Consider the following 22,457-nt stretch of genomic DNA (forward strand, 5'->3'; position numbering starts at 1 on the left):
ACAAACCATGCCACCCCCGGGTGGCGGCCGCCCTCACCAGACGAACGGCAGCAGCCGCCAGCTGTGCTTGGCGTACTCCGGGTACTCGCGGGGAAAGGCCTGGGTCAGCGCCGCTTCCTCCACGCGGATGCGGCGCAGGAACGCCCAGGTCGCAGGCAGCACGATCGTCAGCAGCGACAGCACATCGCCCAAGCCGATCGCCAGCCCGTAGAGCGCAAGCAGCGTGCCGGTATAGGACGGATGGCGCAGATAGCGGTACGGCCCGTGGCGGATCAGCCGGTGGTCGTCCTGGATGGTCACCTCAACGGTGAACCAGTGCGCCAGCACCCGGATCGCCCACAGCCGCAACCCAATGCCGCCGGTCAGCAGCGCGCAGCCCAGCCAGCGTGCCTGCTCCTGCAGCGCGGGCGCATAGCGCCATGCGCCGAGGAAGGACAGCAGCATGCCCAAGACCAGCGCCGCGAACAGTACGCGCCATAGCAGCTGCAGCGTGCCCTGGTCGCGCGCGCCGCCATCGGCCGCGCGTCGACGGTGGCCGAGCAGCATCTCGAACACGCCCCAGCTCGCACCTAGCAGCATGAACAACAGATCGGGATGTGGCAGGGTCAGGTACATCGTCGTTGCCTCCTGGAGGGGGAAGTGCCGGTGTACGCCATCGCGCTGCAGGCCGGATGAACTGGCGGTCGCGGCGGCGATGGCATGCTGCCATTGTGATCGCCATGCGGTGGCGGGAACAGTGACTGCTGGCCATCGCCGCGACCTGCCGGACGTCTTTTTTGCATGCGACTCATCGCTGCCGCCACGCGCTGCCTGCATCTTGCCTGCAGTGCGCGTCCATGCAGGCCAGGCAGGCTGGCGCCAAGCTCCATCGGTACGGCCAGCGTGCCTGCATGTCCATGCACCGGCCGGACGAGGGTGCGCAGCACGCGTGTTTGCAAACGGACATCGGCCGGCGCGGCGACGCTGCATTGCAAGGTGCGATCGGTCCAGGCGCCGCCGTCGCTGTAGCGGAGCAGGGACGACGGCGGCCACCCAATCGGCAACGGTGCTTTGGCCCGGAGACGTGCGCGAAGTTCGGTTATCGCCACACCTTTTCGGTATTCGAATCGAAAATAGACGGAATGTGTACTATAAATTTTTATGAATATCAGATAAAAAGTAGAAAAAAGAATGCGCCGATCTAAACAATTTGTAACGGGCAGCAGTTCTTCTTCAAGTTCAAGTTCTCGCGCGCCCGAACACGGTACCGAGCAGAGGCATCCTCGCCTGGAACCGCCAGCGGCATGCCCTGACCCGCAATTAGACGGGCTCCCTGCGCGCGCCCCTGCGCGCGCTGCGATCCCCGATGCTTCATCGACGCAAGAGCGTGCCATACAGAGCAACACTCCGCTTCCGCGCTTGGTATTCCCGGACATATCGGAGCTAACAAAACCAACGTGACCGTGAAGCCGATCACGATCCTGGATGCGCGCGGCAACCGCAACCGCGCGGTGCTAAAGGCGATCACACGGCGCATTATCTGAGCGCACGGCTGATCGTCGGCGTGCGAATACGCATATCCGGACTATGCCGGCATCGCAGCGTGCCGACCACCGGTAGCACGGCATCGATCAGCTTTTTGTACACCACGGCGTCATGTTGGTTGACGCCGGCGACATGCACTACCGGAGGCGTGGGATCGCCCACAAGGCTGGCGTGGAGTTCGATTGGTGCGCCACGGATTCGCTCCGCGCCGGAAATTGGATGTCGCGCATGTTCTAGTTTTAAATATAAGTACTGAGTAGTAAGAGGAAAAAATGCCTAGATTTGGACGGTTTTTTGGAATCGGTTCTTCTTCTGCTTCCGGGAGCTCCCGCCGGGCTGAAAACGAACCCGAGCGGAGGAGTGCGCGGAGGGAAACCCCCGCCGCATCCGCTGACCCACGCCTTGCAGAGTTGTCCAGCCGCCCCGCGCCGCCACGACATGTATCGCGGGTAGAGCAGGAGGGGCTTGACCAGGTTCGGAATGAGATAAAACCAAATCTCGTTGCAATATTTAACAAGATATCTGCCGCCCTCCCATACTATCGCGAGCTTCAGCGTGCTTATGATAGGGCGGCAGATGGTATTGCGCGCGCGGACAAGCTAATTGCCGGCCAAAATAGCGCTATTTCTAGAGATGATCTGGCGCATATAGTAGATAAATGCATCCGTGATTATGAAAAAACGGGTGCCCAACATCAGCGGGTTGAAGCGCAAGCACGGCGCGCGACGAGTGAGCCGATGCTGAATGGATCCCGGGCCGGAATCAGTAACGAAGTTATGACGGAAGCCATGAACATATTATGTGGCCTTGAGAGTAAGATTGACGCTCCTCGAATTACTGAATGGCAGAGGCTGGGGGTGATTGACCTACTCCAAGATATTCAAGCTGACAAACAAGTGAGCCATGCAGCGGTGTATCACGCATATAGAAACAGCGGGAATGCCAAGGCATTGATCGAAACTCTGGTTGCCTATATACCAAGTGACCGGCGCTAGCGGTGATCAACGCCTTGTTTGCACCTTCGTGATCCGTTCGCGACGAAGCGACCTCCGGTACCGGTCGTATCCTTGCAAGCGAGCTGGATGCCCTGAAACCAACACGGCGGGGGACGGCACGCGATGTTGGTCGCATGTCGTTACCGTGGCGACAAGGGTTTCGCCGGTCTAACGCGCTGCCGTAGCGGTGTGCCGCGCCTGCATTACACGGGATGCCCTGCTCTGGCTGGCGCATGCGCGGCACGCAAGCCAGCGCCGTTCATGTCGGCGACGATGCGGCTGTGTGTCCGTCAACGCCAGCCCATCGCTCCCGCCATAACCGTCTCCCAGCCCCGCCGCGGCCTCCCCAATGACGCTGCCAGGCCCTAAGATGCCGCCAGCATCTTGTTGACGAGGAGTAGGCGTTGATCATCCATCCCAAAGTTCGCGGTTTCATCTGCACCACCACGCATCCATTCGGCTGCGAGCGCAACGTGCTCGAGCAGATCGCCGCCACGCGCGCGCGCGGCGTGCGCAGCGACGGGCCGAAGAAGGTGCTGGTGCTCGGCGCCTCAAGCGGCTACGGCCTGGCCTCGCGTATCACCGCCGCGTTCGGCTTCGGCGCCGACACCCTGGGCGTGTTCTTCGAAAAGCCCGGCAGCGACAAGAAGGCCGGCACCGCCGGCTGGTACAACGCGGCCGCGTTCGACACGCATGCCAAGGCCGCGGGCCTGTACAGCAAGTCGATCAACGGCGACGCGTTCTCCGACGAGGCGCGCGCGCAGGTGATCGACCTCATCAAGACCGAGATGGGCGGCCAGGTCGATCTGGTGGTGTATTCGCTGGCCTCGCCGGTGCGCAAGCTGCCCGGCACCGGCGAGGTGAAGCGCTCGGCGCTCAAGCCGATCGGCCAGACCTACACCGCCACCGCGATCGACACCAACAAGGACGCGATCATCCAGGCCTCGATCGAGCCGGCCACCGAGCAGGAGATCGAAGACACCGTCACCGTGATGGGCGGCCAGGACTGGGAACTGTGGATCGACGCGCTGGCCGCCGCCGGCGTGCTCGCGCCGGGCGCGCGCAGCGTGGCCTTCAGCTACATCGGCACCGAGATCACTTGGCCGATCTACTGGCATGGCGCGCTGGGCAAGGCCAAGGTGGACCTGGACCAGACCGCGCAGCGCCTGCACGCGCGCCTGCAGCAAAGCGGCGGCAGCGCCAACGTGGCGGTGCTCAAGTCGGTGGTGACCCAGGCCAGCGCGGCGATCCCGGTAATGCCGCTGTACATTTCCATGGTCTACAAGATCATGAAGGAAAAGGGCCTGCACGAAGGCACCATCGACCAGCTCGACCGCTTGTTCCGCGAGCGCATGTACCGCGCAGACGGCCAGGCGCCGGCCACCGACGAGCAGAACCGGCTGCGCCTGGACGACTGGGAACTGCGTGACGACGTGCAGGACGCGTGCAAGGCGTTATGGCCGCAGGTCACCACCGAGAACCTGTTCCAGCTCACCGACTACGCCGGCTACAAGCACGAATTCCTCAAGCTGTTCGGCTTCGAGCGCAACGACGTGGACTACGACGCCGACGTGAATCCGGACGTGCAGTTCGATTGCATCGAGCTGTAAGCAGCCGGGATTCGGGATACGGCCGGCAGCGATGCCGGCCGTTTTCTGTGAGCGCCTGTCGCGGCTTCAGCCGCGACAACAACACGTATCGCCAGCAACGCAGGGCCGCGCGCAAAAACGCCGCAATCAGCGCTCCTGCGCATTCCCCATTCCCGATTCCCGGCCTTCACCGCTTCACATCGAACCGCGACGTCCCCACGCAGGCCTGCACGTCGGCTTCGCTCAGCGGTTGGAAGTCGCCCGGCACCGAGTGCTTCAGGCAGCCGGCGGCCAGGCCGAAGCGGATCGTGGCGGTGTCGTCCCAGCCCTGGCTCAGGCCGTGCAGCACGCCCGCGGCGAACGCGTCGCCGCCGCCGATGCGGTCGACGATGCCGGTGAGTTCCTCGGCCGGGGCCTGCGCCACGCTGCCGTCGCGGCGCAGCAGCAGCGCGCCCAGGCTGTGGTGGTCCACGCTGTGCGCCACGCGCTGGGTGCAGGCCATCGCCTGCAGCTGCGGGAACGCGGCGAAGGCGTCGCGCGCACCGGCTTCCACCCGCGCCTGCGCGCTGTCCTGCGGATACTGGTGGCCCAGCACCACGCCCAGGTCGCGGTAGTCGGCGAACAGCACGTCGGCCTGCGCCAGCAGCTGGCGCAGGATGCCCGGCGCGTCGCCGTTCCAGGCTTCCCACAGCTTGGGCCGGTAGTTGCCGTCGAACGACACGCGCACGCCGAGCGCGCGCGCGCTGCGTGCCGCCGCCAGCGCCGCGGCCGCGCCGCGTTCGCCCAGCGCCGGGGTCACCCCGGACAGGTGCAGCCACTGGGCGCCGCGCAGCAGCGCTGGCCAGTCGTGGGCGTCCGCCTGGGCCAGCGCGAAGGCCGAGCCGGCGCGGTCGTAGGTGACTTCGCTGGGGCGGTGTCCGGCGCCGGTGGTCAGGAAGTACAGGCCCATGCGCCCGGGCACGAAGCGCACGCCACGGGTGTCCACGCCGTGCCGGCGCAGTTCGCCGGCCGCCGCTTCGCCCAGCGGGTTGTCCGGCAGCACGCTGACCATCGCCACGTCGTGGCCGAAATGCGCCAGCGACACGCCGACGTTGGCCTCGGCGCCGCCGACGTGCACGTCCAGCCGGGGCGACTGCAGCAGGCGCTCGTGACCGGGGGCGCCCAGGCGCAGCAACAGTTCGCCGAAGCAGACGATGCGGGATGTGGTCATGGCAGGAAGATCCTGATCGGTCGAAGGGGGGAAAGCATGCCGGGAACGGCGGCCACAGCCAAGTTTTATAACCACCGGTGTCATTTTTTTTGCGATAGTCAGCGTCGCAGCGGTTGCGCCAGGCCAGGCAGGGCTTTGTGCCGAAAGCCCGCAACTGCGCCGCGTTTTCTGTAGCGCAACCAGACCTACCCGGGCCACACCGTCAGCTGGCGCTTCGCCGACCCCGAAGGCGCCGTGCAGGTCGCCCTGCTGCTGCCCAAACCGCGCCAGCGACCGCTTCACCGTCATCGGCCACAACCTCGGCGGCATGCTGCAGCGAGCGCAGATGACCGACTGGAACGTCGCCGCCGGGCAGTGGCGCATACACTCGGGCGTGGATCGCGATGGCGACGGGCGCATCGACGGCAAGGCCACCACGCGCGCCTTCGCGTTCGAGAAGAGGGGGGCGGTGGAGGTGGAATTTCCTGCCGGCAAAACGGTGGTGATGGAGTTGGAACTGGTCGCGCCTGCCGCGGTGCCTGTCGAACAGCGGCCGGATCTTGGGATTGGACGTGGCGATGTGCGGGTGAGCGCCGATGCCATCGAGGTCACTGTGCATCGCCTTGGGCATGCGGATACCCCGGCGGGATTCTTGGTGCTGGAAGACGCGTAGCCGGGAAGTGGCGCGGGCGGAGTTTGCTGCGTTGGGGGGGCGCGGGATTTGGAGGCAAAGACTGCGAACGTGCGCTTGGCGTTTCCGGCTGCTGGCAACAGCAAAGGCATGCGGTTGCGGATCGCTACCGATGGCGAAGTGGACGAGGTGACGCAGCGCAATAACGCGATGGAGTTGCCCTGATAAGCAGGGCATAACTAACCCAGCGGCGACTCCTCCGATAATGGAGCAGTCGCCGCAAGGAAAACGGTTCCAGGACAGGATTTACATTTGTCTCCACGCGCCGCGTTGCGTCGTGCTACAACAGGGCCGTCCGTCTGGTAAGGGACTTCGGACTTTATTAAACGGTTGCGCCTGCTTGCGGTATGCGGCGCGCACAATCAGTAAGCGAGAGCAAAGCCAGAACTCGACATGTTATCGAGGGGAATCGATGTTCATGAAAGTTTCGATCGTTACGGCGCTAGCCGGATTTGCCATGCTTTTGTCCGCCACATCCGTGGATGCGCGGGTACGCGCGTCCGGCGCACACCACACATCCAGCCACGGCGATCACGACATGTCGGGCCATGGTTCTTCGCACAAGGGCGGCAGCTGCCGTAGTCCGAGCACCAACAATCAATACCGTCGGCATAAGTCTTAGTTTTTATAATTTACGAATTTGATGGCGCGGACGGCAACTTTGGTAGAGCAAATGGCTGAAGTTTGCTTTTCCCTGGTGCCCGGCATCGTAGAGCTGCATTTTGACCCACGGTTTTCAACAACACGCTGGCGGTGCGGTGAAGGCTCGGAAAAGACACAGCGCCGGTTTCCCCAGCTTCTTCGTTATACCGCTAATGGGGCGTTGAGCACGCAAAAAATGCGACGTGACGCCAGGCGGGAAGCTGACAATGCCTGAAAATGCGAGGTACATACGGACCCTGGCCGCATTGACGGTGGTCAACAACTCGGCGAGAATCGTATTATGCCGCGTTTAGACATCCAATAGTGGTTAGGCCTTTCTGGAGATATTTATGGCAACCATAATTTCGCTTGCTACCGAGTATGCAAACTATCTGCTCTTGAATAGCGATAACCCTAGCGCTGCGAGCGAAATCGCTCAGAGAATCAATGAGCTCAAATATACACAATCTGGAGATTCATTAACTGACTTTGACAAGAATGATCTTGTCAATAATATTGAGTCAGTACTTCTTCCAGAGAAAATGACTCCGGATGAACTCTCGATTGTCCTCGAGTCTAAGGATTCGAGCGAACTTATCAAGTTGATCCAGATAATCAGATCCAGCACTACGGGGAATTAAAATGAGTGGTCCGCTCGTAGTTGTACTAGTCCAACAACTTTCACTTAGAGTCGCAGCACTTGAAGGGAAAGAGTCCCAATTCTGGATTCCCGTTTTAATTTCAGTTGTGGCGGTGGCTACAAGTATTTTCACTGCTTATAAGGCAAAGCTCTCGTCCACCGAAAATCTTAAACAAATAGCTCTTCAGGGGATCAAGAGCAACATTGATGCAGCAAAGGCTCAAGTTGAATCGACCGCGATGCAGCTTGCTCTCCTGAAGGCAAAGAGGTCACCAACTAAAGATCAGAAAGACGAACTCGTTATAAAGCAGCAGGTATTCGATAGCATGGTCGAGCGACTACTTAATGCATACAACGACGGGTGCCAGAAGTTCTATAAAAATCAGGTCATCGCCCAAGATTTCATTGACCTTTATCATCAAGACATTGCAGACTACATTCGCGAATTTAAGGAAAAGTTCTCTGGGCCATTAACTAGATTCGATGCCATGCTCAATTATTACAACGAGAAGCACAAAAATCCAAAGGCCTAACAATTCATTCAAGCTCATGCAGAAAGCATAAAAATGGGAGTCAGAGTCTGAGGTTTCTCCGACTTTAGTTCTTATCAGCGCGAGGCCGAACCCTGGCTGCTGATGGTCTGCAGGCAGATGGCTGAGGCAACGCCGGACAGGTGGTGGCAATCTATCGTCGGCGGATGCAGATCGAGTTGCGGTTCCGCGATCTGAAATCGCATCGCTACGGTCAGGCCTTCGACGACAGCCTCACCCCGCCGTCTGTTAGCGGTTTCTAACCTTCCGACATCCCGTCCCGGTCGGCGGCGGGTTCCTGTCCGACAAGGAGGCTGTGCCATGCGTCAACCGTCATCCCGTCCCGCCCCTGCGCGCAAGCATGCCACGCGCAAGGCAACCTGCTGCCCGAACTGGACCATCGTCGAGTCCGAGCTGATCCCCATGCTGACGCCCGAGCAGATCGCCGCGGCCGACGCCGCCGAGCTGGCGCGCCAACAACGCCCACCACGCCGCACGCGTCCGCCGCAGCGCTGCACCGTCGGCCGCATCCACCAGGCCGCCAGCGGCCAGACCGTGCCGCCGCTGCGCCTGTGCGGCCGCTGGATGGAGGAACTGGGCTTCGCCATCTCCCAGACCTTGCACGTGTGCGAGCGCGACGGCGAACTGGTGGTGAGCCTGGTCAAAGCGGACTGAGTCGGCTAACCGCGTATCGGCGGCAACCCATGAGTGCGGGCAGCAGTACCCGCCGTCTTGCCCAGGAGGTTGCTTGCTGTAAAGGGGCCAGAGGAACTATGCGTTTGAAATCGCTGAATATGAGTGCGATCGGCATCCGCCGACGATAGAGCACCACCACCTGCCCAGCCTCATTGCTGTGGTAACCACGAAGATCGCGCCATGCGCGCTCTTGCAAACGCAGCCAGCTACAAATTGTTGATTGGTAAGAACTAAATCCGGGGAAGCCTCGGGCTCCGGCCGCTTCGTTGCCGATGCACTCCGCCTCCGGGGCGCTGGTACCAGAACCGCTTGGCTCGCCCCAGCACGTTGCATTGCCGACACAGCACCCGCCGCACCCGCTTGAACTGGCGCGCGTAGCCGCCGGTCCGCCGGCTCAGTCCTGGCCCTTCGCGCTCATAGACACGCGGTTGGCTGTCGCCGGATCTCTTACCCACAAAACAATGGCAACGCAATGACAGTGCGCCTCAAGGTTCTGCTGGCAACACACTATTTCGCGCCACGTAAGACCGGCCGCACATGTTTGTTCACATTACCTAAACCAGCCAGACCTGCGGCTGGCATCTCCCCCCCCCCCCCCCCGACCATTGATGGTGACCAAATGAAACCACAGGCCCCAGGCCCCTCTTCTTCAAGCCCTACGCACGCCGTGCTTTCGGAAAACGAAGCTGTCGTGACAATGGAATCCCCCTCATCGTCGGCAGCTTCGCCAGCAGCAACGCCGGTCGACCCGGCCTTGCTGGCGCTCCCCCCGCGCAGCCGCTCCAGCGCATCGACCGTCGCCTCCGGGCGTTCCTCTGCGGCCCATACCCCCTCGCTTGAGTCGCACCCGCCCTCGCCAGAAGGCACCGCCGACGCCTCCGCGAAGGCCACGCTCGTCACGCGCGCGAGCGCTGCGCTGGCAAGCGGTGTTCAGCGAGCGTCCTCTGCGGTATCGACAGCCGCATCCAATCTCTGGTCGCTCTCCGACCTGCGCACGATGCTGCAGATGCATGCGGACGATCCGGCGTTCCTGGCGGTCATGAAAGGCGAAGATCCGGAACAAATGGCGCCGCATACCTTGTCGTCCTGTCGACAGCAAATGCGCGAGCTCGCCAAGCTCATCGAAGGTCCAGAAGTGCTGGGAACACATCAGGGCAAGCAGTTGATGGGCGACATCAATGCGGTACTGCAAGCCCTGGAGCCGCTCGATCACGCCACACCGGTCACCTCACGCGTATGGAAGTCGATCGCCAATCTCATCAATTTCTGGCCGATCGTGGTTCCCAGCCCGCTGATGGGCAAGCAGGCAAAAACCTTCGCCTTCACGATGTCCACTGCCACCAAGGGCGTTCTCGCGATGTCCGCCTCGGCGTTGCGCCCCAGCGCCGACGGCTATCCCTTTCCGCTCATCGGAGGAGGTCAGCTGGGTCGCGAGGCCAACGAAATGCATCTCTACAACGCGCTGATCAACACGCTGTTCCTCTCCACCGAAGTTCCGAAGAAAATCCATGCGACGCGCGAGCAAGCCGAGGCGGTCAGCAAAGATATGGCGTATGGAGCGGGCCTTGCGGTGACCTTCACGGCCATCATGCTGACCCCCTTCCTGTGGAGCAGCCTCAGCAAACTCGGCAACAGCATGCTGGACAAAGGCGCACGCGTGGGTGCAGCCACCACGGAGGCGCTGGGTCTGCCCGGAAAGGCGCAGCAACTGCGCGCCCGCCTGACGCCTGCCCAGATCAATGAAGCGCTGCGCGGCCAGCTGCTGCAAGTCCGCGCACAAATCGACGCCTCCTGCGACGCCTTTCAGCAGGCGCGGCAAAACTTCGTCGGTCAGGACGGAGGCAAGGAACTCACCAGAACGATGAATATGCAATGCACGCATCTGCTGGAAACGTTGGACGCGTGCAGCAAACGGCTCGCCAGCGTACTGCAGCTCGATGGCAGCCACACACCGAGTCTGCCGCGCGAAATTCGCAACCAGGATTTCTCCACCAAGTTGGCATTGACGCTACTGGCCACCGCGGTGACCGGCTCGACCATCTACCTCGTCCAGCCGGATCGGTTGGGTACGATCAATCTGCTCAGCGACACCTGCATCGTGACCGCGGTGATGGCGCAATCGGCATGGAACAAGCAGGCCACTCGGCAGGACGCAATGGAGCGTTTCAAGGGCATGTGCGGCGGCAGCATGGTCATCGCCCTTGCGCTGGGCGCAGAGAAATTGTCCAAGACGTTCGCCGACAAGAGCCTGATCGAGTCCTCGCCCAACGCGCAGTTCTATGCCGGCGCCATCATGTCGCTGATGGCGGTGACGATGCCGGGTCCGATCGCCCGCGGCGCAGAAATAGCGATGAACATGGCAGGAAGCGGCCTGATGCGTCTATTCAAGGGCCCCGACGGAACCGAACTGGCGACATGCGTACCTGCCTCTCCTGAGGAAATGCAGGAGCATATAGAGGGCACTGCACGATACGTGGAAGGACTGTCCACCGAGCAGCAGGACGCTTACGCAGCAATGGTCGGCGAGATCGTTGAGCGGAGCCTGCAAGAGGCCAGTTCGCAGGCGCCACGCAGCAGCGTCACCATCACCGAGATCGAAGACCACGACCAATCCGCTGCGCCGGCGCAGGTGCCGGTGAGCGGGACGGAACGGCCGCGAGCCGACTGAGTGCTTGTGTGCTGTGCGATGCCGTCGCCGCAAACGCGGCAACGCCGATTCGGTGCGCGGTCTGGTGCTGTCGTGGCACGTATGTGGGTGGCCATAACACTCGACCGCTTCCGATCAAAACGCGCCATTTCGCAGGATCTGCTTACGGCCGAGGTTTTCCTGGCGATGGTCCGCCACCGACCGGGGTCCCACAAAGGGGCCGGAGGCTGAGGTTTCCCCACTTTTTCACGTTACGAAGCGTTGGCCTCCGGCCACAACTGGCGCAGTGCGTGGAACATGGCAAAAGGACCAGAGGAAGCATCTGTTTCATCTTTCCTCCGGCCTCTTTGTCCTGAAGGGCCGGCCGGCATGCTCAACCAGGCGTGCCGGCCAAGGGCTTGGCGAACGGCTCGCGGCGAAGTTCCTGTTGCATTCGCCAAAGCGCCGCGTCGCGATCCGCGCCGGCGTCGCCGATGGGCGACACGTAAGCCGCTTCGAACACCGGCCTTGCCGATAGCATCAGTTTGACCTACTGCCGTGAGGCGGACGACGGTTCGGCGGCGATCTGCCGGATTCCTGTCACGACGGACCAGGCCCAGGGCGCTCAGCTGTTTGATCCACGGGACTGAACCTCTGCGCGTTGCCGAACTCCGGTCCGCATCGCCACGCAGCGCCAGCGCCTTGGTCGGTCGGCTGTCGTGCGGATCGGCCACGCGCGCATCGCGGCGGAAAGACGACCGGATCGCCTCAGGCTGCGTCGCCCCGCAGCTTCGCCGCGATCATGTCCGGGCTCTTTGCACGATGTCGTTGATAAAGCCGGCATTGCGCTCCAATACCTGGCTCACCAAGCCGGCATCCGGCATCCATGGGGCTGTGGCGATATCGCCCAAGCCTTGATGCAACGCAAGCAGCGACGCGGTCGAAGCGTCGACATCGAGCGCGGCATACCAGCGCTTTACCGCTTCGGCTTCAGGCGTGGCCTTCAGGCGCAGCGCGTCGCGCAGGCAGTCGACGACGGCCGCATGGACTGCATCGAGACCTTTCGCATAACGGCTGCTCATCACACTACCGTCGAGCAGCACATCCAGCGCGAGCGCGGGAGTGTCGATGACCTTTCCCCAGCCATGCCGCGGCGGATCCCGTGGCCCTGCCGGCACGTCGTTCTGCCGGGTATAGCGGAATCCGGTGACGTCAATGCTCACGGCCTTGTTGCGGCCGTCTTCGCCAGGCACGACCAGCATGTTGTCCGGGCCAAGATCGGAGGATTCGCCCAGGGTGAATCTGGCCAGCAGCGAAACGAACAGACCATCCAGTCCCTTCTGCTCCAGTGTTTTCCTCAACGCTTGCTTGCCCGCGTCAAGATTGGTGGGGTCGTTGATCTTCGCGATCAGCGCTTGCGCGCGCGCGTGGTCATCCGATTGCGCGCTGCCCGCGGCGGCCGTGCCCTTGAGGAGCGCGGCGGCGCGCTTGGCGTCCTTGAGCGAAACGCCAGGAGGAAGAAAGGGTTCGGTCAGGAACGTATCCAGCGGCCTGGCATCGGCGATGAGCCGGGACGCGATCAATGCATTGTTCTGCACGGCCAGCAGCGACGAGTCGGGTATGTGCTGCTTCGGCAGGTAAGTGCCTTGCAATGCGTTGACCAATTGCTGCCCTGCTGCCACGTTGATGACGTCGAACAACACCGGTACACCGAGCGTATTCCTCAATTGAGGCTCTGCTTCAATAAGGGCTGAATGAATATCGCCGACATCGGCGATGTCCAACGCATGCGTCTTCGCTTTTTCCGCGAGTTCCTTGCCCTTCTCCGTGCGCAGAAAGGTGTGGAACGCCTGCGTCAGTACTTGCTTCTGGTTCCCCTGCCTGGGGCCGGTGTTCAAGAGCCTGGCCGCGCCATCGGCGATATAGCCAAAGCGTTTGTTCGCCTGATCGACCTGCCCGTTCAGGCAACACGTCACCGCTTGACCGAGCTGGCTGCGCGAGATTCCGGTTTTGACGAGATGTTCCTGGCCGTCGATGGTCGCGACCATGCCGACGTCGCTGCCGCCCAGCGTTTGCTTCGAGCGAGAGAAAACCACGCCATTTCCCGACACAGCCGATGCTGCAGGAACGTTGCCCGCATCGCGGTCGGTCGACAGGAACGACAGCTGTCTGACGATCGAGAACATGCGCCGATCGGTGCGCTCTGCGTGCGCTGACGATGCGGCAGGGAGTATTGGCGCGGAACTCGCTGCGGGCGGCGTTAGGCGCTCGCGCGGAGGCAATGCCGCGCCACCCGTCGCGCTTCTGCGGGGCGGCAGTCCCTCCAGCCGAGGGTCGCCACCTTGCGCGGGGGGCGTAGCGACAGGGGCGCTTTGCGGCTGTCGATCGCTGTTTACAGGAGGCGGCGAACCCACGGTTCCCGCCGGGCGATTGATACGAAAGTCCATGATGCGTCCATCAACCAATGGCGAAATGGTCCAATGCACAGGAGCGCGATGCCACGCCGCTGGGCGCAATCGCAAACGGATAAGCGAACAAACGCTTCGCGCAACATCGGAACCGGGTTGCGGAACTTGGGCCTGCGCCCGCTTCAGGGTTGACCCAGGCGCAGCCGTGGGCCAAGGTTCGTCTGGTCCGTGACATCGTCGGCGGGGCACGGAACCCGGCCGGCCCGAACCATCGCAGGAGCTAGCTGATGAACCGATCGCCAGAGACGCTGACCTTGCCCAACGGGGGCGAACGCCTGCTGCTGCACTCGTGCTGCGCGCCATGTTCCGGGGAGCTGATGGAGGCGTTCGTGGCCTCGGGGATCGCCTATACGGTCTTCTTCTACAATCCCAACATCCACCCGCTGAAGGAATACGAACTGCGCAAGCAGGAGAACATCCGCTTCGCCGAGAAGCACGGCGTGCCCTTCATCGATGCCGACTACGACACCGACAACTGGTTCGCCCGCGCCAAGGGCATGGAGAACGAGCCGGAGCGCGGCATCCGTTGCACGATGTGCTTCGACATGCGCTTCGAGCGCACCGCCTTGTACGCGCACGAGCACGGCTTTGCGGTGATGACCAGTTCGCTGGGCATCTCGCGCTGGAAGAACATGCAGCAGATCAACGACTGCGGCCATCGCGCCGCAGCGCCCTACCAGGGCCTGGTGTACTGGGACTACAACTGGCGCAAGGGCGGCGGAAGCGCGCGCATGATCGAGATCAGCAAGCGCGAGAACTTCTATCAGCAGGAATACTGCGGGTGCGTGTATTCGCTGCGCGACAGCAACCGGCACCGCCGCGCGCAGGGCCGCGAGCGCATCCGCCTGGGCTTGAAGTTCTACGGCGAGCAAGAGCCGGAGACGTGATGCGCCGCGCTCAAGCTGACGCTGGAAGCGATGATCGCCGTCGATGAAGTGCATTTCCCCGAGCGGACGACGTATGCGGCGACGGCCCATATCGAGGGGGCGCTGCGTGCCAGCGTTGCAGCGCCAGCTGGCTGGACGCGCAGTTTCCCGAGCGCGTGACGCATCGCGCACGGCTGAGCAAGTACCGCTGCATCCACATGGTCGCCGCTGCGACGCATCCCGACGCCGAGGTCCGATTCGCGTTGGAAATGTTCAGGGGCGGGGATGCGTCTTGGTCGATCAATGTGCACGATGCATTTGTGCGATTCTGCCCACGGTGCGGCCAGGCGCTGCCCAATCAAGCTTTCGAGCCGGAGCCGATTGCATGAGCATCTCCCATCCCGTCCATGCTCTCACCGTGATCTACGCCAGGAACATCGAGCGGGTTGCGGAGTTCTACAGGAACACGCTCTCGCTCGCGCTTGTGGAACAGGACGACGCTTTCGTGGTGGTGGGAAATCCCCACTACGAAATAGCGGTGGTCCGCATGGCGGGCGACAGGACACAAACTCCCGCACCTGCGCCGCTCCACGTCAGAACCGAGACGCCAATCAAATGCGCGTTCCTGGTGGAGAACCTGGAGCAGGCCCGGTCCGCCGCCGAGTCCTGTGGCGGCGCCTTCAAGCCGCTCGCGTCGGCGTGGCGCTGGCGCGAGCAACTGCACCTGGATGGCCATGATCCGGAAGGCAATGTCGTGCAGGTCCGCGTCATCGCGACCTGACGCCTTGCAGTGCCGGTGCTGCTTCGCGGTACCAATTTCACCATCGGGCATGCGTTCGGACCAAGCTGCTTCGCGCGGTCGAGCTGGCCGCAGGACATCGATCAGGAGCACATGATGGCAGTCCTCCTTCTCCCGTTCATGGCATTGGCGGGGCCGGGCTGCTGCTGAGCATCGGCGTGCACGTCGCCTCCCTGTTCGGATTTCACGTTCCCGGCGGCGCGCTGGTATGGGCGCTGCACATCGGCATCTTCGTGGTATGGATTCCTGCGGTGCCGGTGGCCATGCGCGCCAATCGCGGAACACCGCAACGCGACTACTGGAAGACGGTATTGTCCGGTTGCCCGGCATGGGTGCGCTATGCGGGATACGGACTAGCCGCTTGCGCCCTCGCGAACTTCCTTTGGTTCATCGCGACCAACCAATCGCATGATCATCTGAAACACGTCAATGATGCTTCCGTCATCCGTGCATTCTCCGGGCATTGGTTGGTCTTCATATGGCGCAGCCTTCGCGATTTTCTATTCGGCATACCGCAACCCGCGCCCGCTGCTGCGGCAGCGTTGTCCTGACGGCCACGACGTATCGGCAAGCGATGTTTTTTGTCGCACGTGTGGTAAAAAACGTTCGCCGTTGCTGGCCGATTGATGCCAGGCAACGGCCCTTGGCGTCCTGGTGACCGGGCCTGTAGCGCGTGCGCCCGGAATTTCCGAGGCGGGCACTGGTGCGAGTGCGCGCCAAGCGTGGTTGGATCGCGCATGTCTGCAAACTTCGCGCAGATCGTTAATAGCGCGTCCCGGCAACGCGCAGCGTTCATGCAGCTCCCGTATCCTTGCCTGCCTCTGCCGTCCACGGATAAACCGAATGTCGCTGCGCACCGTGTCGTTGCTTGCCTGGCTGCTGTTCGGCGCCGCGCCGCTGGCGCGGGCGCAGAAGCACTGCCTGCCATATGGCCCGATCAATGTCACGCTATCCGGCAAGTTGGAGCGGCACGCAACGACAGCGCCGGCCAGCGAAACTGCTGCGGCCGACGCTGGCGGCGAGGTGCTGATGTTGCCGACGCCGGTGTGCGTGGCGGCCTCGCCCTCAGGACCGGCGCCGCCTCATGAGGATGTGCGCCGCCTGCGCCTGGCGCTGAGCAAGGACCAGGCGGCGCACCTGGAAGAGGAAGGTGCCGGGCAGATCGTGCGCGTCACCGGCATGCTGTCCGAGGCCGCAGGGGGTGAAGACTCCCCCAATCTGCGGTTGACGGTGATCGGGATCGATAGCGACTGACGCGTCGGCGCACGCGGCGAGGCTGCAGCATACGCCCGCCGGATGGCGAGGAGCGAGCTTCCCGTGCATGCGGTTCGTGCATGCGATCGCGCGCATGCCGGCGATGCCACGGAGTTGCAACATGGATGACATATCGTGCCGCGGTACGCCACATCATGGCGCGCCGTCGCGAGCTGCCGCGCAAGCCGAACGGAATCGTCATCCAGCGCCCCAAAGGAATCGCCATGTTGCTGCATCCCCCTGTTTCCGCGCCCCGCCCGGCCGCGCGTTCGTCGTGCCTGGCTGGCGCTCCGGTCCGCAACCGCCTGGCTCAGGCCTGTGCCGGCCTGTTGTTGGCCTCGGTCGCCACCGCGGCCGTCGCGCAGGACGCGTCGCCATCGCTGGCCGGCACCGCGCCGCAGGCCACGCGCAACGCGGCGTCGGGCGATGCGGCGACTTCGCTGGACACCGTCACCGTCACCGCCGAGCACCGCGAGCAGAATCTGCAGGAAGTACCCGTGTCCGTGGCCGTGGTGCAGGGCGATGCGATGCGCAACTACACCACCGGCGGCGACGATACGTTGCTGGCGCTATCCGGGCGGGTGCCCAGTTTCTACGCCGAGACCACCACCGGGCGCATCTTTCCGCGCTTCTACATCCGCGGCCTGGGCAATATCGATTTCTACCTCGGCGCCTCGCAGCCGGTATCGATCATCCAGGACGACGTGGTGCTGGAACACGTGGTGCTGAAGTCCAACCCGGTCTACGACCTGGACCAGGTGGAAGTGCTGCGCGGCCCGCAGGGGTCGCTGTTCGGCCGCAACACCACCGCCGGCATCGTCAAGTTCGACAGCATCAAGCCCAGCGACGACTACAGCGGCCGGCTCAGCGCCAGCTACGGCAGCTACGGCACCACCTCGTTCGACGGCGGCTTCGGTGGGCCGATCAACGACGTGCTGTCGTTCCGCGTGTCGGCGTTGTACCAGCACCGCGACGACTGGGTGGACAACACCTATAGCGGCCCCAGCGCCGACGGTACGGTCACCCCGAAGAAGGATGCGATGGGCGGCTACGACGACCGCAACGCGCGCCTGCAGTTGCTGCTCAAGCCGAGCGAGAACTTCTCGCTGCTGGCCTCTGCGCATACTCGCGACTACGACGGCACCTCCACGCTGTTCCTGCGCAATGCGGTCACCAAGGGTTCCAACAAGGTCGATGTGCCGCGCGACCAGGTCGCCTACGACGAGGCGCACGACAATCCGCAGGCGTACACGACCCATGGCGGTTCGCTCAAGGCGGTGTACGACTTCGGCGGCGTGTCGCTGACCTCGATCAGCGCCTACGAGACCACCTCCGGCAACAGCCGCGGCGATACCGACGGCGGCGCGGCGGCGAATTATCCGGTCAACGGCGTGGCCAACGGCTACGGCCAATCGATGGGCCAGGTGCGCGACCTGGACCAGTACACGCAGGAACTGCGCCTGGCCAGCGAAGGTGACGCGGCACTGCAGTGGCAGGCCGGCGCGTTCTACTTCGACGGCAAGGACACCACCGATTTCTACCAGCGTGCGTATTTCCTGCAGACCGCGGCGCGCAACCCGAACAACTGGGTGCGCCTGCGTAACAGCAACACCTCGTGGGCCGGGTTCGGCCAGCTGACCTACAAGGCCACCGACGCGCTGACCCTGACCGCGGGCGTGCGTCAGACCCGCGACAGCAAGGAAACCAGGCTGCTCAAGACCGCCGACACTGCCGCCGGCGTGGTCACCTACCGCGGCCGCCGCGACGTGCGCATGGCCGACACCCAACCGAGCTGGGACGTCAGCGCGATGTACGCGCTCGAGGACAACGTCAGCGTGTATGCGAAGGTCGCCCGCGGCTTCCGCGGCCCGACCATCCAGGGCCGTTCGGCGGTGTTCAATTCCGACTTCACCACCGCCGATTCGGAAACCATCCTGTCGTGGGAAGCGGGCATCAAGAGCAGCCTGTTCGACAACCGCTTGCGCCTGAACCTCACCGGCTTCACCTATACGGTCGAGGACATCCAGCTCAACGGCAACGACTCCAACGGCAACGGCGTGCTGTTCAATGCCGACAAGGCCAAGGCCTACGGCATGGAAGCCGATCTGGACTGGCGTCCGATCCCGAACCTGTCGCTGAGCGCCGGCCTGAGCCTGCTGCATAGCGAGATCCAGGACGCGCGCGTGTACGCGCAGGTGTGCGCGCTGAACGGCGTGGTGGTGTGCACGGTCAACGATCCGACGCTCAAGCTTGGCGCCAACACCTTCGCCCAGATCAATGGCAATCCGCTGCCGAACGCGCCCACCTACAACGTCAACCTGGCCGCGCGCTACGACATCCCGGTCGCCGACGGCGGCGCGTTCTTCGTCGCCACCGACTGGAACAAGCAGGGCAGGACCAGCTTCGTGCTGTACGACTCGACCGAGTTCAATTCCAAGGGCAGCTTCGAAGGCGGCCTGAAGCTGGGCTACAGCGGCGACTACGGCGCGTGGGAAGTGGCGGCGTTCGCGCGCAACATCACCAACGAGAGGAACCTCAAGGGCGTGATCGAGAACTACATGGCGGCGGTGTACAACGAACCGCGCATCGTCGGTCTGTCGGTCGACGTGCATTGGCATTGATGCGCAAAAGGCCGGTGCTTCTGTAACGCGATTCCGGCCGGACTCGGGCCAGCGGCCGCGATGGCGCAGCCTGCCGGTTGGCTGGCTGCAGTGGCCGTTTAGATGGCTTGTGTAGGAGCAACTGGCTTCGGCCGCGACGAGCGCAGTGGTGAATTTCCCGAACTGGCATGCAGTCGGGACTGAAGTCCCTCCCACAATTGGCCAACTGCTGTGGCGTCCTTGATACGCCGCACGAATACCAGCGTGGCAGTGACCACCCAGGGGCGGATCGAGCAGGAGAACCTGCAGAACCTCTACGAGGTACTCAACCGCACCGCCAACGTGGCGCAGACCTATGGCGATACCGGCTTCACCATCCGCGACATCGACATCGACATCGACATCGACATCGACATCGATGCGCCGCTGGCCACGGTCTACCTGGATGGCGCGGCGTTGCCGCCAAACGCGATCGGTTCGGCGCCGCTGAGCTGCAGCAGGTGGAGATCCTGCGCGGGCCGCAGTCCACGCTGCAGGGCGAGAACGCACTGGCCGGCGCGGTGATTCTGCCGCGGTGATTCTGCGCGCCGCCGAGCCGACCACGACTACGCGATCATGGCGGCGTGGTCGTTGTCGGCGGTGACGGCGTGGAACAAGGTGGACATGGACAGCCGCTGGGACGGCGACCGCAGCGCGGCCCCGGTCGCCTACGCCACGCGCCTGGCCACCACCCGCACTACCTCCCGGGAAGTGCGCCTGAACTACGCCGGCCAGGCCGTGGACGGCCTGTTGGGGCTGTATGCGCCGGTGTTCCTGAAGGACCTTTTCGCGCTGCGCGCGGGGCGCAACGTCAAGCGCCTGTGGCAGGACGCGCACAAGGTGATCGGCATGCTGTCGCTGCCGTTCCACGTGATCTTCGCCTGGTCCGGCGCTGGGCGTGCTGCTGCTGGCGCCATTCCAGTATCTGATGTTCGACGGCAAGCTGATGCAGGTGCTGGAGTCGGATCTGGAGCTGACGCCGCACGTGCAGCCGGCGCACATCAAGGCGCCGCTGCTGCCGGTGGCCGACCTGCTGGCGCGGGCGTGCGCGGCCAGTCCGGGCTTCGCGCCGGACAGCCTGTCCTTTCACGATGCCGGCGATGCCAATGCGCGCGTGGAAATCTACGGCCAGCAGCCGCAGCGCAGGCTCAACACCCTGGCCGGCGTGGCCATGGACGCGGCCACCGGCAAGGTGCTGCGGGTGCTGGCACCGCAGACCATGGCGCCCGGCGTGGCGTCGCTGCGCGGGCTGCAGGCGCTGCACTACGCCAACGTCGGTGGGGCGCCGCTGCGCTGGCTGTACTTCCTGCTCGGCTTGGGCGGCGCGTTCCTGTTCTACAGCGGCAATCTGCTGTGGGTGAAAACGCGGCGCAAGCGACGCCAGCAGGCGCAGCCATGGCGCACGCATGCGATGGCGCGGCTCACCGTCGGCCTCTGCCTGGGCTGCGTGGCCGGCGTGTCGGTGCTGTTCGTCGCCGCGCGGCTGTTGCCGCCGGGGCAGGATACGCCGTGTTCGGGCTGAGCGTGGCCTGGGCACTGTTGCGTCCCACCGCGCGCGGCGCGTACGAACTGCTACTGGCCTGCGCCGTGCTCACCGCGTTGGTGCCGCTGGCCGCGCTGTGCGGCGCCGGCGGCTGGGTGGCGCCGTGGAGCAGCACGCTGTTGCTGGCGGTGGATGGCTGCGCCTTGACCCTGGGCCTGGGCGTACTGGCAGATGGCGCGCGCGACCCATCGGTGTGGCCGCAACGGCGATCCCAGCAGCGTCTGGGCATTGCCGGCGAAGACCTGAGCGCCGTCCCTCGGCCGCCGCGCGGGCCGCTGCGGCCACCGGCGGCACGCGCTGTCGCATGCCAGCCGCGGCGTGCCCACACCGCATCCTGTCGCTGGCATGCGCTACGCATCGCGCGCCTGCGTGGCGGACAAAAGTGGACAATTGCGCGCCAGTGACTTCTCATGTAGGCGGAAGTCGAAGTCTGCAGCGCTGGCGCGGGGCGTCGTACGGTGAATTGTGTGACAGCCGCCGCGTTCTGTTCCAGGCTGCCGCTTACAGGGGATCGCATGCACCACCGCTACGAAGGACCGCCGGACGTTGTGTCCGGCGAAGACTACGCCAGGCAACTGCATCACGGCTTTGCCGCGCTGCGCTTCGACCCGCCGCTGGAACGGGCGTATCGCCGCTACACCGCATCGACCTTGGGCTTTGCGCAACGCGTGGCTGCCTCGCTCGGGGTATTGATCGCGCTGGCGTTGCTGGCCTGGGATGCGCTGCATTTCGGTTGGTCGGGCAGCACCGGGCTGGTCGGCTATGCGGTGGCGGTGCGCGCGGCCACCTTGCTGGCGCTGCTGTGGGTGGCAGTGGTGATCCATCGCGCGCATGCGCACGGGCCGGGCCGGGCGGCGCTGCTGCTGCTGGTCGGCGGTACCGGGCTGGTGCTGTCGAGCATCGGCTATCCGCCGCAGGAGCTACGCTATGCCGCTGCGGTGATGACCCTGGTCATCGTCGCCGGCTTCTTTCCGCTGGGCCTGGCGCTGTGGCAGAGCGTGGCGGTGGCGCTGACCCTGTGCGCGATCAGCGCCGCGGCAGCGCACCTGCTGCTGGACGGCACCGCGCAGGCGGACTACCTGCGCCTGCAGTGGTTGCTGTGGGCGGCGGTGCCGATCGGCGTGGTCGGCGGCTATCTGCGCGAGCATTCGCGCCGCGAGGGGTTTCTGCAGCGCCGGGTGCGCGACGATGAGGCCTTGCGCGACGCGCTCACCGGCCTGGGCGATCGCCGCCGTTTCGACGAGCACCTGGCGGTGGCGCTGTCCGAGACCCGGCGCCTGCAACGCGGGCTGGCCTTGATCCTGGTCGAACTGGATGGATACGCCGCCTTCGTGCAGCGCTACGGTCCGCGCGAGGCCGACCGCGCGGTGGTGGACGTGGCCGAGGTGCTGCAATGCCTGCTGCGACCGATGGACGTGACCATGCGCATCGACGCCGACCGCTTCGCGCTGGTGCTGTACGACGCCAGCGGCGCGCACCTGCGCCAGGTCGCGCCGGCCTTGCGCGACATGGTCGAGCTGCTGGCGATCGCGCACGCCGACATGGCCAACGAACAGTTGAGTGTCAGCGTCGGCGCCTTGCTCGCCACGCCCACCGACACCGCCGCCACGCTGATGCAACGCGCCGAAGCGCAGCTGCAGCGCGCGCGCATCGGCGGCGGCAATCAGGTGGTGCTGGCCGAGGACACCGGCTGGTAGCGCGCTGGCGTTCGACGCGGACTGGACGCGCATTGCGATGCCGCCTGTGCGCCAGCCGATGAGCAGTCG

At 64.1% G+C, this 22,457-nt stretch carries 17 protein-coding genes and 3 pseudogenes; 17 read left to right on the top strand and 3 right to left on the bottom strand.

All coding sequences use genetic code 11. The features are described 5' to 3' along the window. Nucleotides 1–33: 33 nt before the first annotated feature. Nucleotides 34–615 carry a methyltransferase family protein gene (locus E4A48_RS17150; protein WP_080763310.1) on the bottom strand — a complete coding sequence of 194 codons (582 nt, stop codon included), beginning with the start codon at nucleotides 613–615 and terminating at the stop codon, nucleotides 34–36. Between the two features lie 1,319 nt (nucleotides 616–1,934). On the opposite strand from E4A48_RS17150, the gene E4A48_RS17155 reads away from it, so the two are divergent. Both E4A48_RS17155 and fabV read left to right on the top strand, forming a co-directional pair. After that, nucleotides 1,935–2,519, top strand: a complete 585-nt coding sequence (locus E4A48_RS17155; RefSeq protein ID WP_141696358.1) for a hypothetical protein — start codon at nucleotides 1,935–1,937, stop codon at nucleotides 2,517–2,519. 404 nt (nucleotides 2,520–2,923) lie between these two features. Then, a complete protein-coding gene (gene fabV, locus E4A48_RS17160) occupies nucleotides 2,924–4,129 on the top strand; it encodes an enoyl-ACP reductase FabV (RefSeq protein ID WP_039004789.1) in 1,206 nt (401 codons plus the stop codon). Between the two features lie 166 nt (nucleotides 4,130–4,295). On the opposite strand, the gene E4A48_RS17165 is transcribed toward fabV, so the two are convergent. Next, nucleotides 4,296–5,318 carry a sugar kinase gene (locus E4A48_RS17165; RefSeq protein ID WP_039004790.1) on the bottom strand — a complete coding sequence of 341 codons (1,023 nt, stop codon included), beginning with the start codon at nucleotides 5,316–5,318 and terminating at the stop codon, nucleotides 4,296–4,298. Between the two features lie 174 nt (nucleotides 5,319–5,492). Here E4A48_RS17165 and E4A48_RS17170 point away from each other — a divergent pair. From E4A48_RS17170 to xopX, 5 genes and pseudogenes are all read left to right on the top strand, one after another. Next, nucleotides 5,493–6,153: pseudogene (locus E4A48_RS17170) on the top strand (LamG-like jellyroll fold domain-containing protein); the annotation flags it as partial. 1,119 nt (nucleotides 6,154–7,272) lie between these two features. Then, nucleotides 7,273–7,803 carry a hypothetical protein gene (locus E4A48_RS21275; RefSeq protein WP_230812925.1) on the top strand — a complete coding sequence of 177 codons (531 nt, stop codon included), beginning with the start codon at nucleotides 7,273–7,275 and terminating at the stop codon, nucleotides 7,801–7,803. 75 nt (nucleotides 7,804–7,878) lie between these two features. Beyond that, a pseudogene (locus tag E4A48_RS21280) lies at nucleotides 7,879–8,015 on the top strand (transposase); the annotation flags it as partial. Nucleotides 8,016–8,121: 106 nt separating this feature from the next. Next, nucleotides 8,122–8,475: a SymE family type I addiction module toxin gene (locus E4A48_RS17190; protein ID WP_058197121.1), complete on the top strand. Its 354-nt coding sequence runs from the start codon at nucleotides 8,122–8,124 to the stop codon at nucleotides 8,473–8,475. A 640-nt stretch (nucleotides 8,476–9,115) separates the two neighbouring features. Beyond that, the gene (gene xopX / locus E4A48_RS17195) at nucleotides 9,116–11,164 is read left to right on the top strand and encodes a XopX family type III secretion system effector (RefSeq protein ID WP_409976346.1); all 2,049 of its coding nucleotides are present in this window, start codon (nucleotides 9,116–9,118) and stop codon (nucleotides 11,162–11,164) included. Between the two features lie 758 nt (nucleotides 11,165–11,922). Here the strand turns inward: xopX and E4A48_RS17200 are convergent. Continuing rightward, entirely contained in the window at nucleotides 11,923–13,308 is a 1,386-nt protein-coding gene (locus E4A48_RS17200; protein WP_081044642.1) for a type III secretion system effector protein, read from the bottom strand. 509 nt (nucleotides 13,309–13,817) lie between these two features. Here E4A48_RS17200 and E4A48_RS17205 point away from each other — a divergent pair. The 10 genes and pseudogenes from E4A48_RS17205 (at nucleotide 13,818) to E4A48_RS17245 (ending at nucleotide 22,388) form a co-directional block, all read left to right on the top strand. Further along, complete coding sequence (locus tag E4A48_RS17205; protein WP_142742850.1) at nucleotides 13,818–14,477, top strand: epoxyqueuosine reductase QueH; 660 nt, start codon at nucleotides 13,818–13,820, stop codon at nucleotides 14,475–14,477. Between the two features lie 30 nt (nucleotides 14,478–14,507). Continuing rightward, complete coding sequence (locus tag E4A48_RS21290) at nucleotides 14,508–14,636, top strand: hypothetical protein (RefSeq protein WP_256058138.1); 129 nt, start codon at nucleotides 14,508–14,510, stop codon at nucleotides 14,634–14,636. A 205-nt stretch (nucleotides 14,637–14,841) separates the two neighbouring features. Then, entirely contained in the window at nucleotides 14,842–15,237 is a 396-nt protein-coding gene (locus E4A48_RS17215; protein ID WP_039004796.1) for a VOC family protein, read from the top strand. Between the two features lie 176 nt (nucleotides 15,238–15,413). Then, complete coding sequence (locus tag E4A48_RS17220) at nucleotides 15,414–15,806, top strand: hypothetical protein (protein WP_141696431.1); 393 nt, start codon at nucleotides 15,414–15,416, stop codon at nucleotides 15,804–15,806. A gap of 292 nt (nucleotides 15,807–16,098) precedes the next feature. Beyond that, nucleotides 16,099–16,509, top strand: a complete 411-nt coding sequence (locus tag E4A48_RS17225) for a hypothetical protein (RefSeq protein ID WP_039004797.1) — start codon at nucleotides 16,099–16,101, stop codon at nucleotides 16,507–16,509. A gap of 224 nt (nucleotides 16,510–16,733) precedes the next feature. Then, nucleotides 16,734–19,130, top strand: coding sequence for a TonB-dependent receptor (locus E4A48_RS17230; RefSeq protein ID WP_409976347.1), 2,397 nt, complete (start codon nucleotides 16,734–16,736; stop codon nucleotides 19,128–19,130). A gap of 243 nt (nucleotides 19,131–19,373) precedes the next feature. After that, nucleotides 19,374–19,673 (top strand): hypothetical protein, encoded by a 300-nt coding sequence (locus E4A48_RS20655; RefSeq protein WP_185910673.1) that lies wholly within the window; start codon nucleotides 19,374–19,376, stop codon nucleotides 19,671–19,673. A gap of 99 nt (nucleotides 19,674–19,772) precedes the next feature. Beyond that, nucleotides 19,773–20,670: pseudogene (locus tag E4A48_RS17240) on the top strand (PepSY-associated TM helix domain-containing protein). Then, nucleotides 20,658–21,095, top strand: coding sequence for a hypothetical protein (locus E4A48_RS21645; protein ID WP_081044644.1), 438 nt, complete (start codon nucleotides 20,658–20,660; stop codon nucleotides 21,093–21,095). The pseudogene E4A48_RS17240 and the gene E4A48_RS21645 overlap by 13 nt, the downstream one beginning before the upstream one ends. Nucleotides 21,096–21,206: 111 nt before the next feature. After that, nucleotides 21,207–22,388, top strand: a complete 1,182-nt coding sequence (locus E4A48_RS17245) for a GGDEF domain-containing protein (protein ID WP_039004799.1) — start codon at nucleotides 21,207–21,209, stop codon at nucleotides 22,386–22,388. Nucleotides 22,389–22,457 lie beyond the last annotated feature (69 nt).

Source organism: Xanthomonas translucens pv. cerealis, assembly GCF_006838285.1.
In the GTDB taxonomy this organism is placed as follows: Bacteria; Pseudomonadota; Gammaproteobacteria; order Xanthomonadales; family Xanthomonadaceae; genus Xanthomonas_A; species Xanthomonas_A cerealis.

Excerpts from the sequence above, each read along its gene's own strand:
- E4A48_RS17230 (WP_409976347.1), top strand. The coding sequence starts at position 16,734 with ATGTTGCTGCATCCCCCTGTTTCCGCGCCCCGCCCGGCCGCGCGTTCG.
- E4A48_RS17150 (WP_080763310.1), bottom strand. The coding sequence starts at position 615 with ATGTACCTGACCCTGCCACATCCCGATCTGTTGTTCATGCTGCTAGGT.
- E4A48_RS17225 (WP_039004797.1), top strand. The coding sequence starts at position 16,099 with ATGTCGCTGCGCACCGTGTCGTTGCTTGCCTGGCTGCTGTTCGGCGCC.
- E4A48_RS17205 (WP_142742850.1), top strand. The coding sequence starts at position 13,818 with ATGAACCGATCGCCAGAGACGCTGACCTTGCCCAACGGGGGCGAACGC.
- E4A48_RS21275 (WP_230812925.1), top strand. The coding sequence starts at position 7,273 with ATGAGTGGTCCGCTCGTAGTTGTACTAGTCCAACAACTTTCACTTAGA.
- E4A48_RS21290 (WP_256058138.1), top strand. The coding sequence starts at position 14,508 with ATGATCGCCGTCGATGAAGTGCATTTCCCCGAGCGGACGACGTATGCG.
- xopX (WP_409976346.1), top strand. The coding sequence starts at position 9,116 with ATGAAACCACAGGCCCCAGGCCCCTCTTCTTCAAGCCCTACGCACGCC.
- E4A48_RS17165 (WP_039004790.1), bottom strand. The coding sequence starts at position 5,318 with ATGACCACATCCCGCATCGTCTGCTTCGGCGAACTGTTGCTGCGCCTG.
- E4A48_RS17215 (WP_039004796.1), top strand. The coding sequence starts at position 14,842 with ATGAGCATCTCCCATCCCGTCCATGCTCTCACCGTGATCTACGCCAGG.
- E4A48_RS17190 (WP_058197121.1), top strand. The coding sequence starts at position 8,122 with ATGCGTCAACCGTCATCCCGTCCCGCCCCTGCGCGCAAGCATGCCACG.
- E4A48_RS17245 (WP_039004799.1), top strand. The coding sequence starts at position 21,207 with ATGCACCACCGCTACGAAGGACCGCCGGACGTTGTGTCCGGCGAAGAC.
- E4A48_RS17200 (WP_081044642.1), bottom strand. The coding sequence starts at position 13,308 with ATGTTCTCGATCGTCAGACAGCTGTCGTTCCTGTCGACCGACCGCGAT.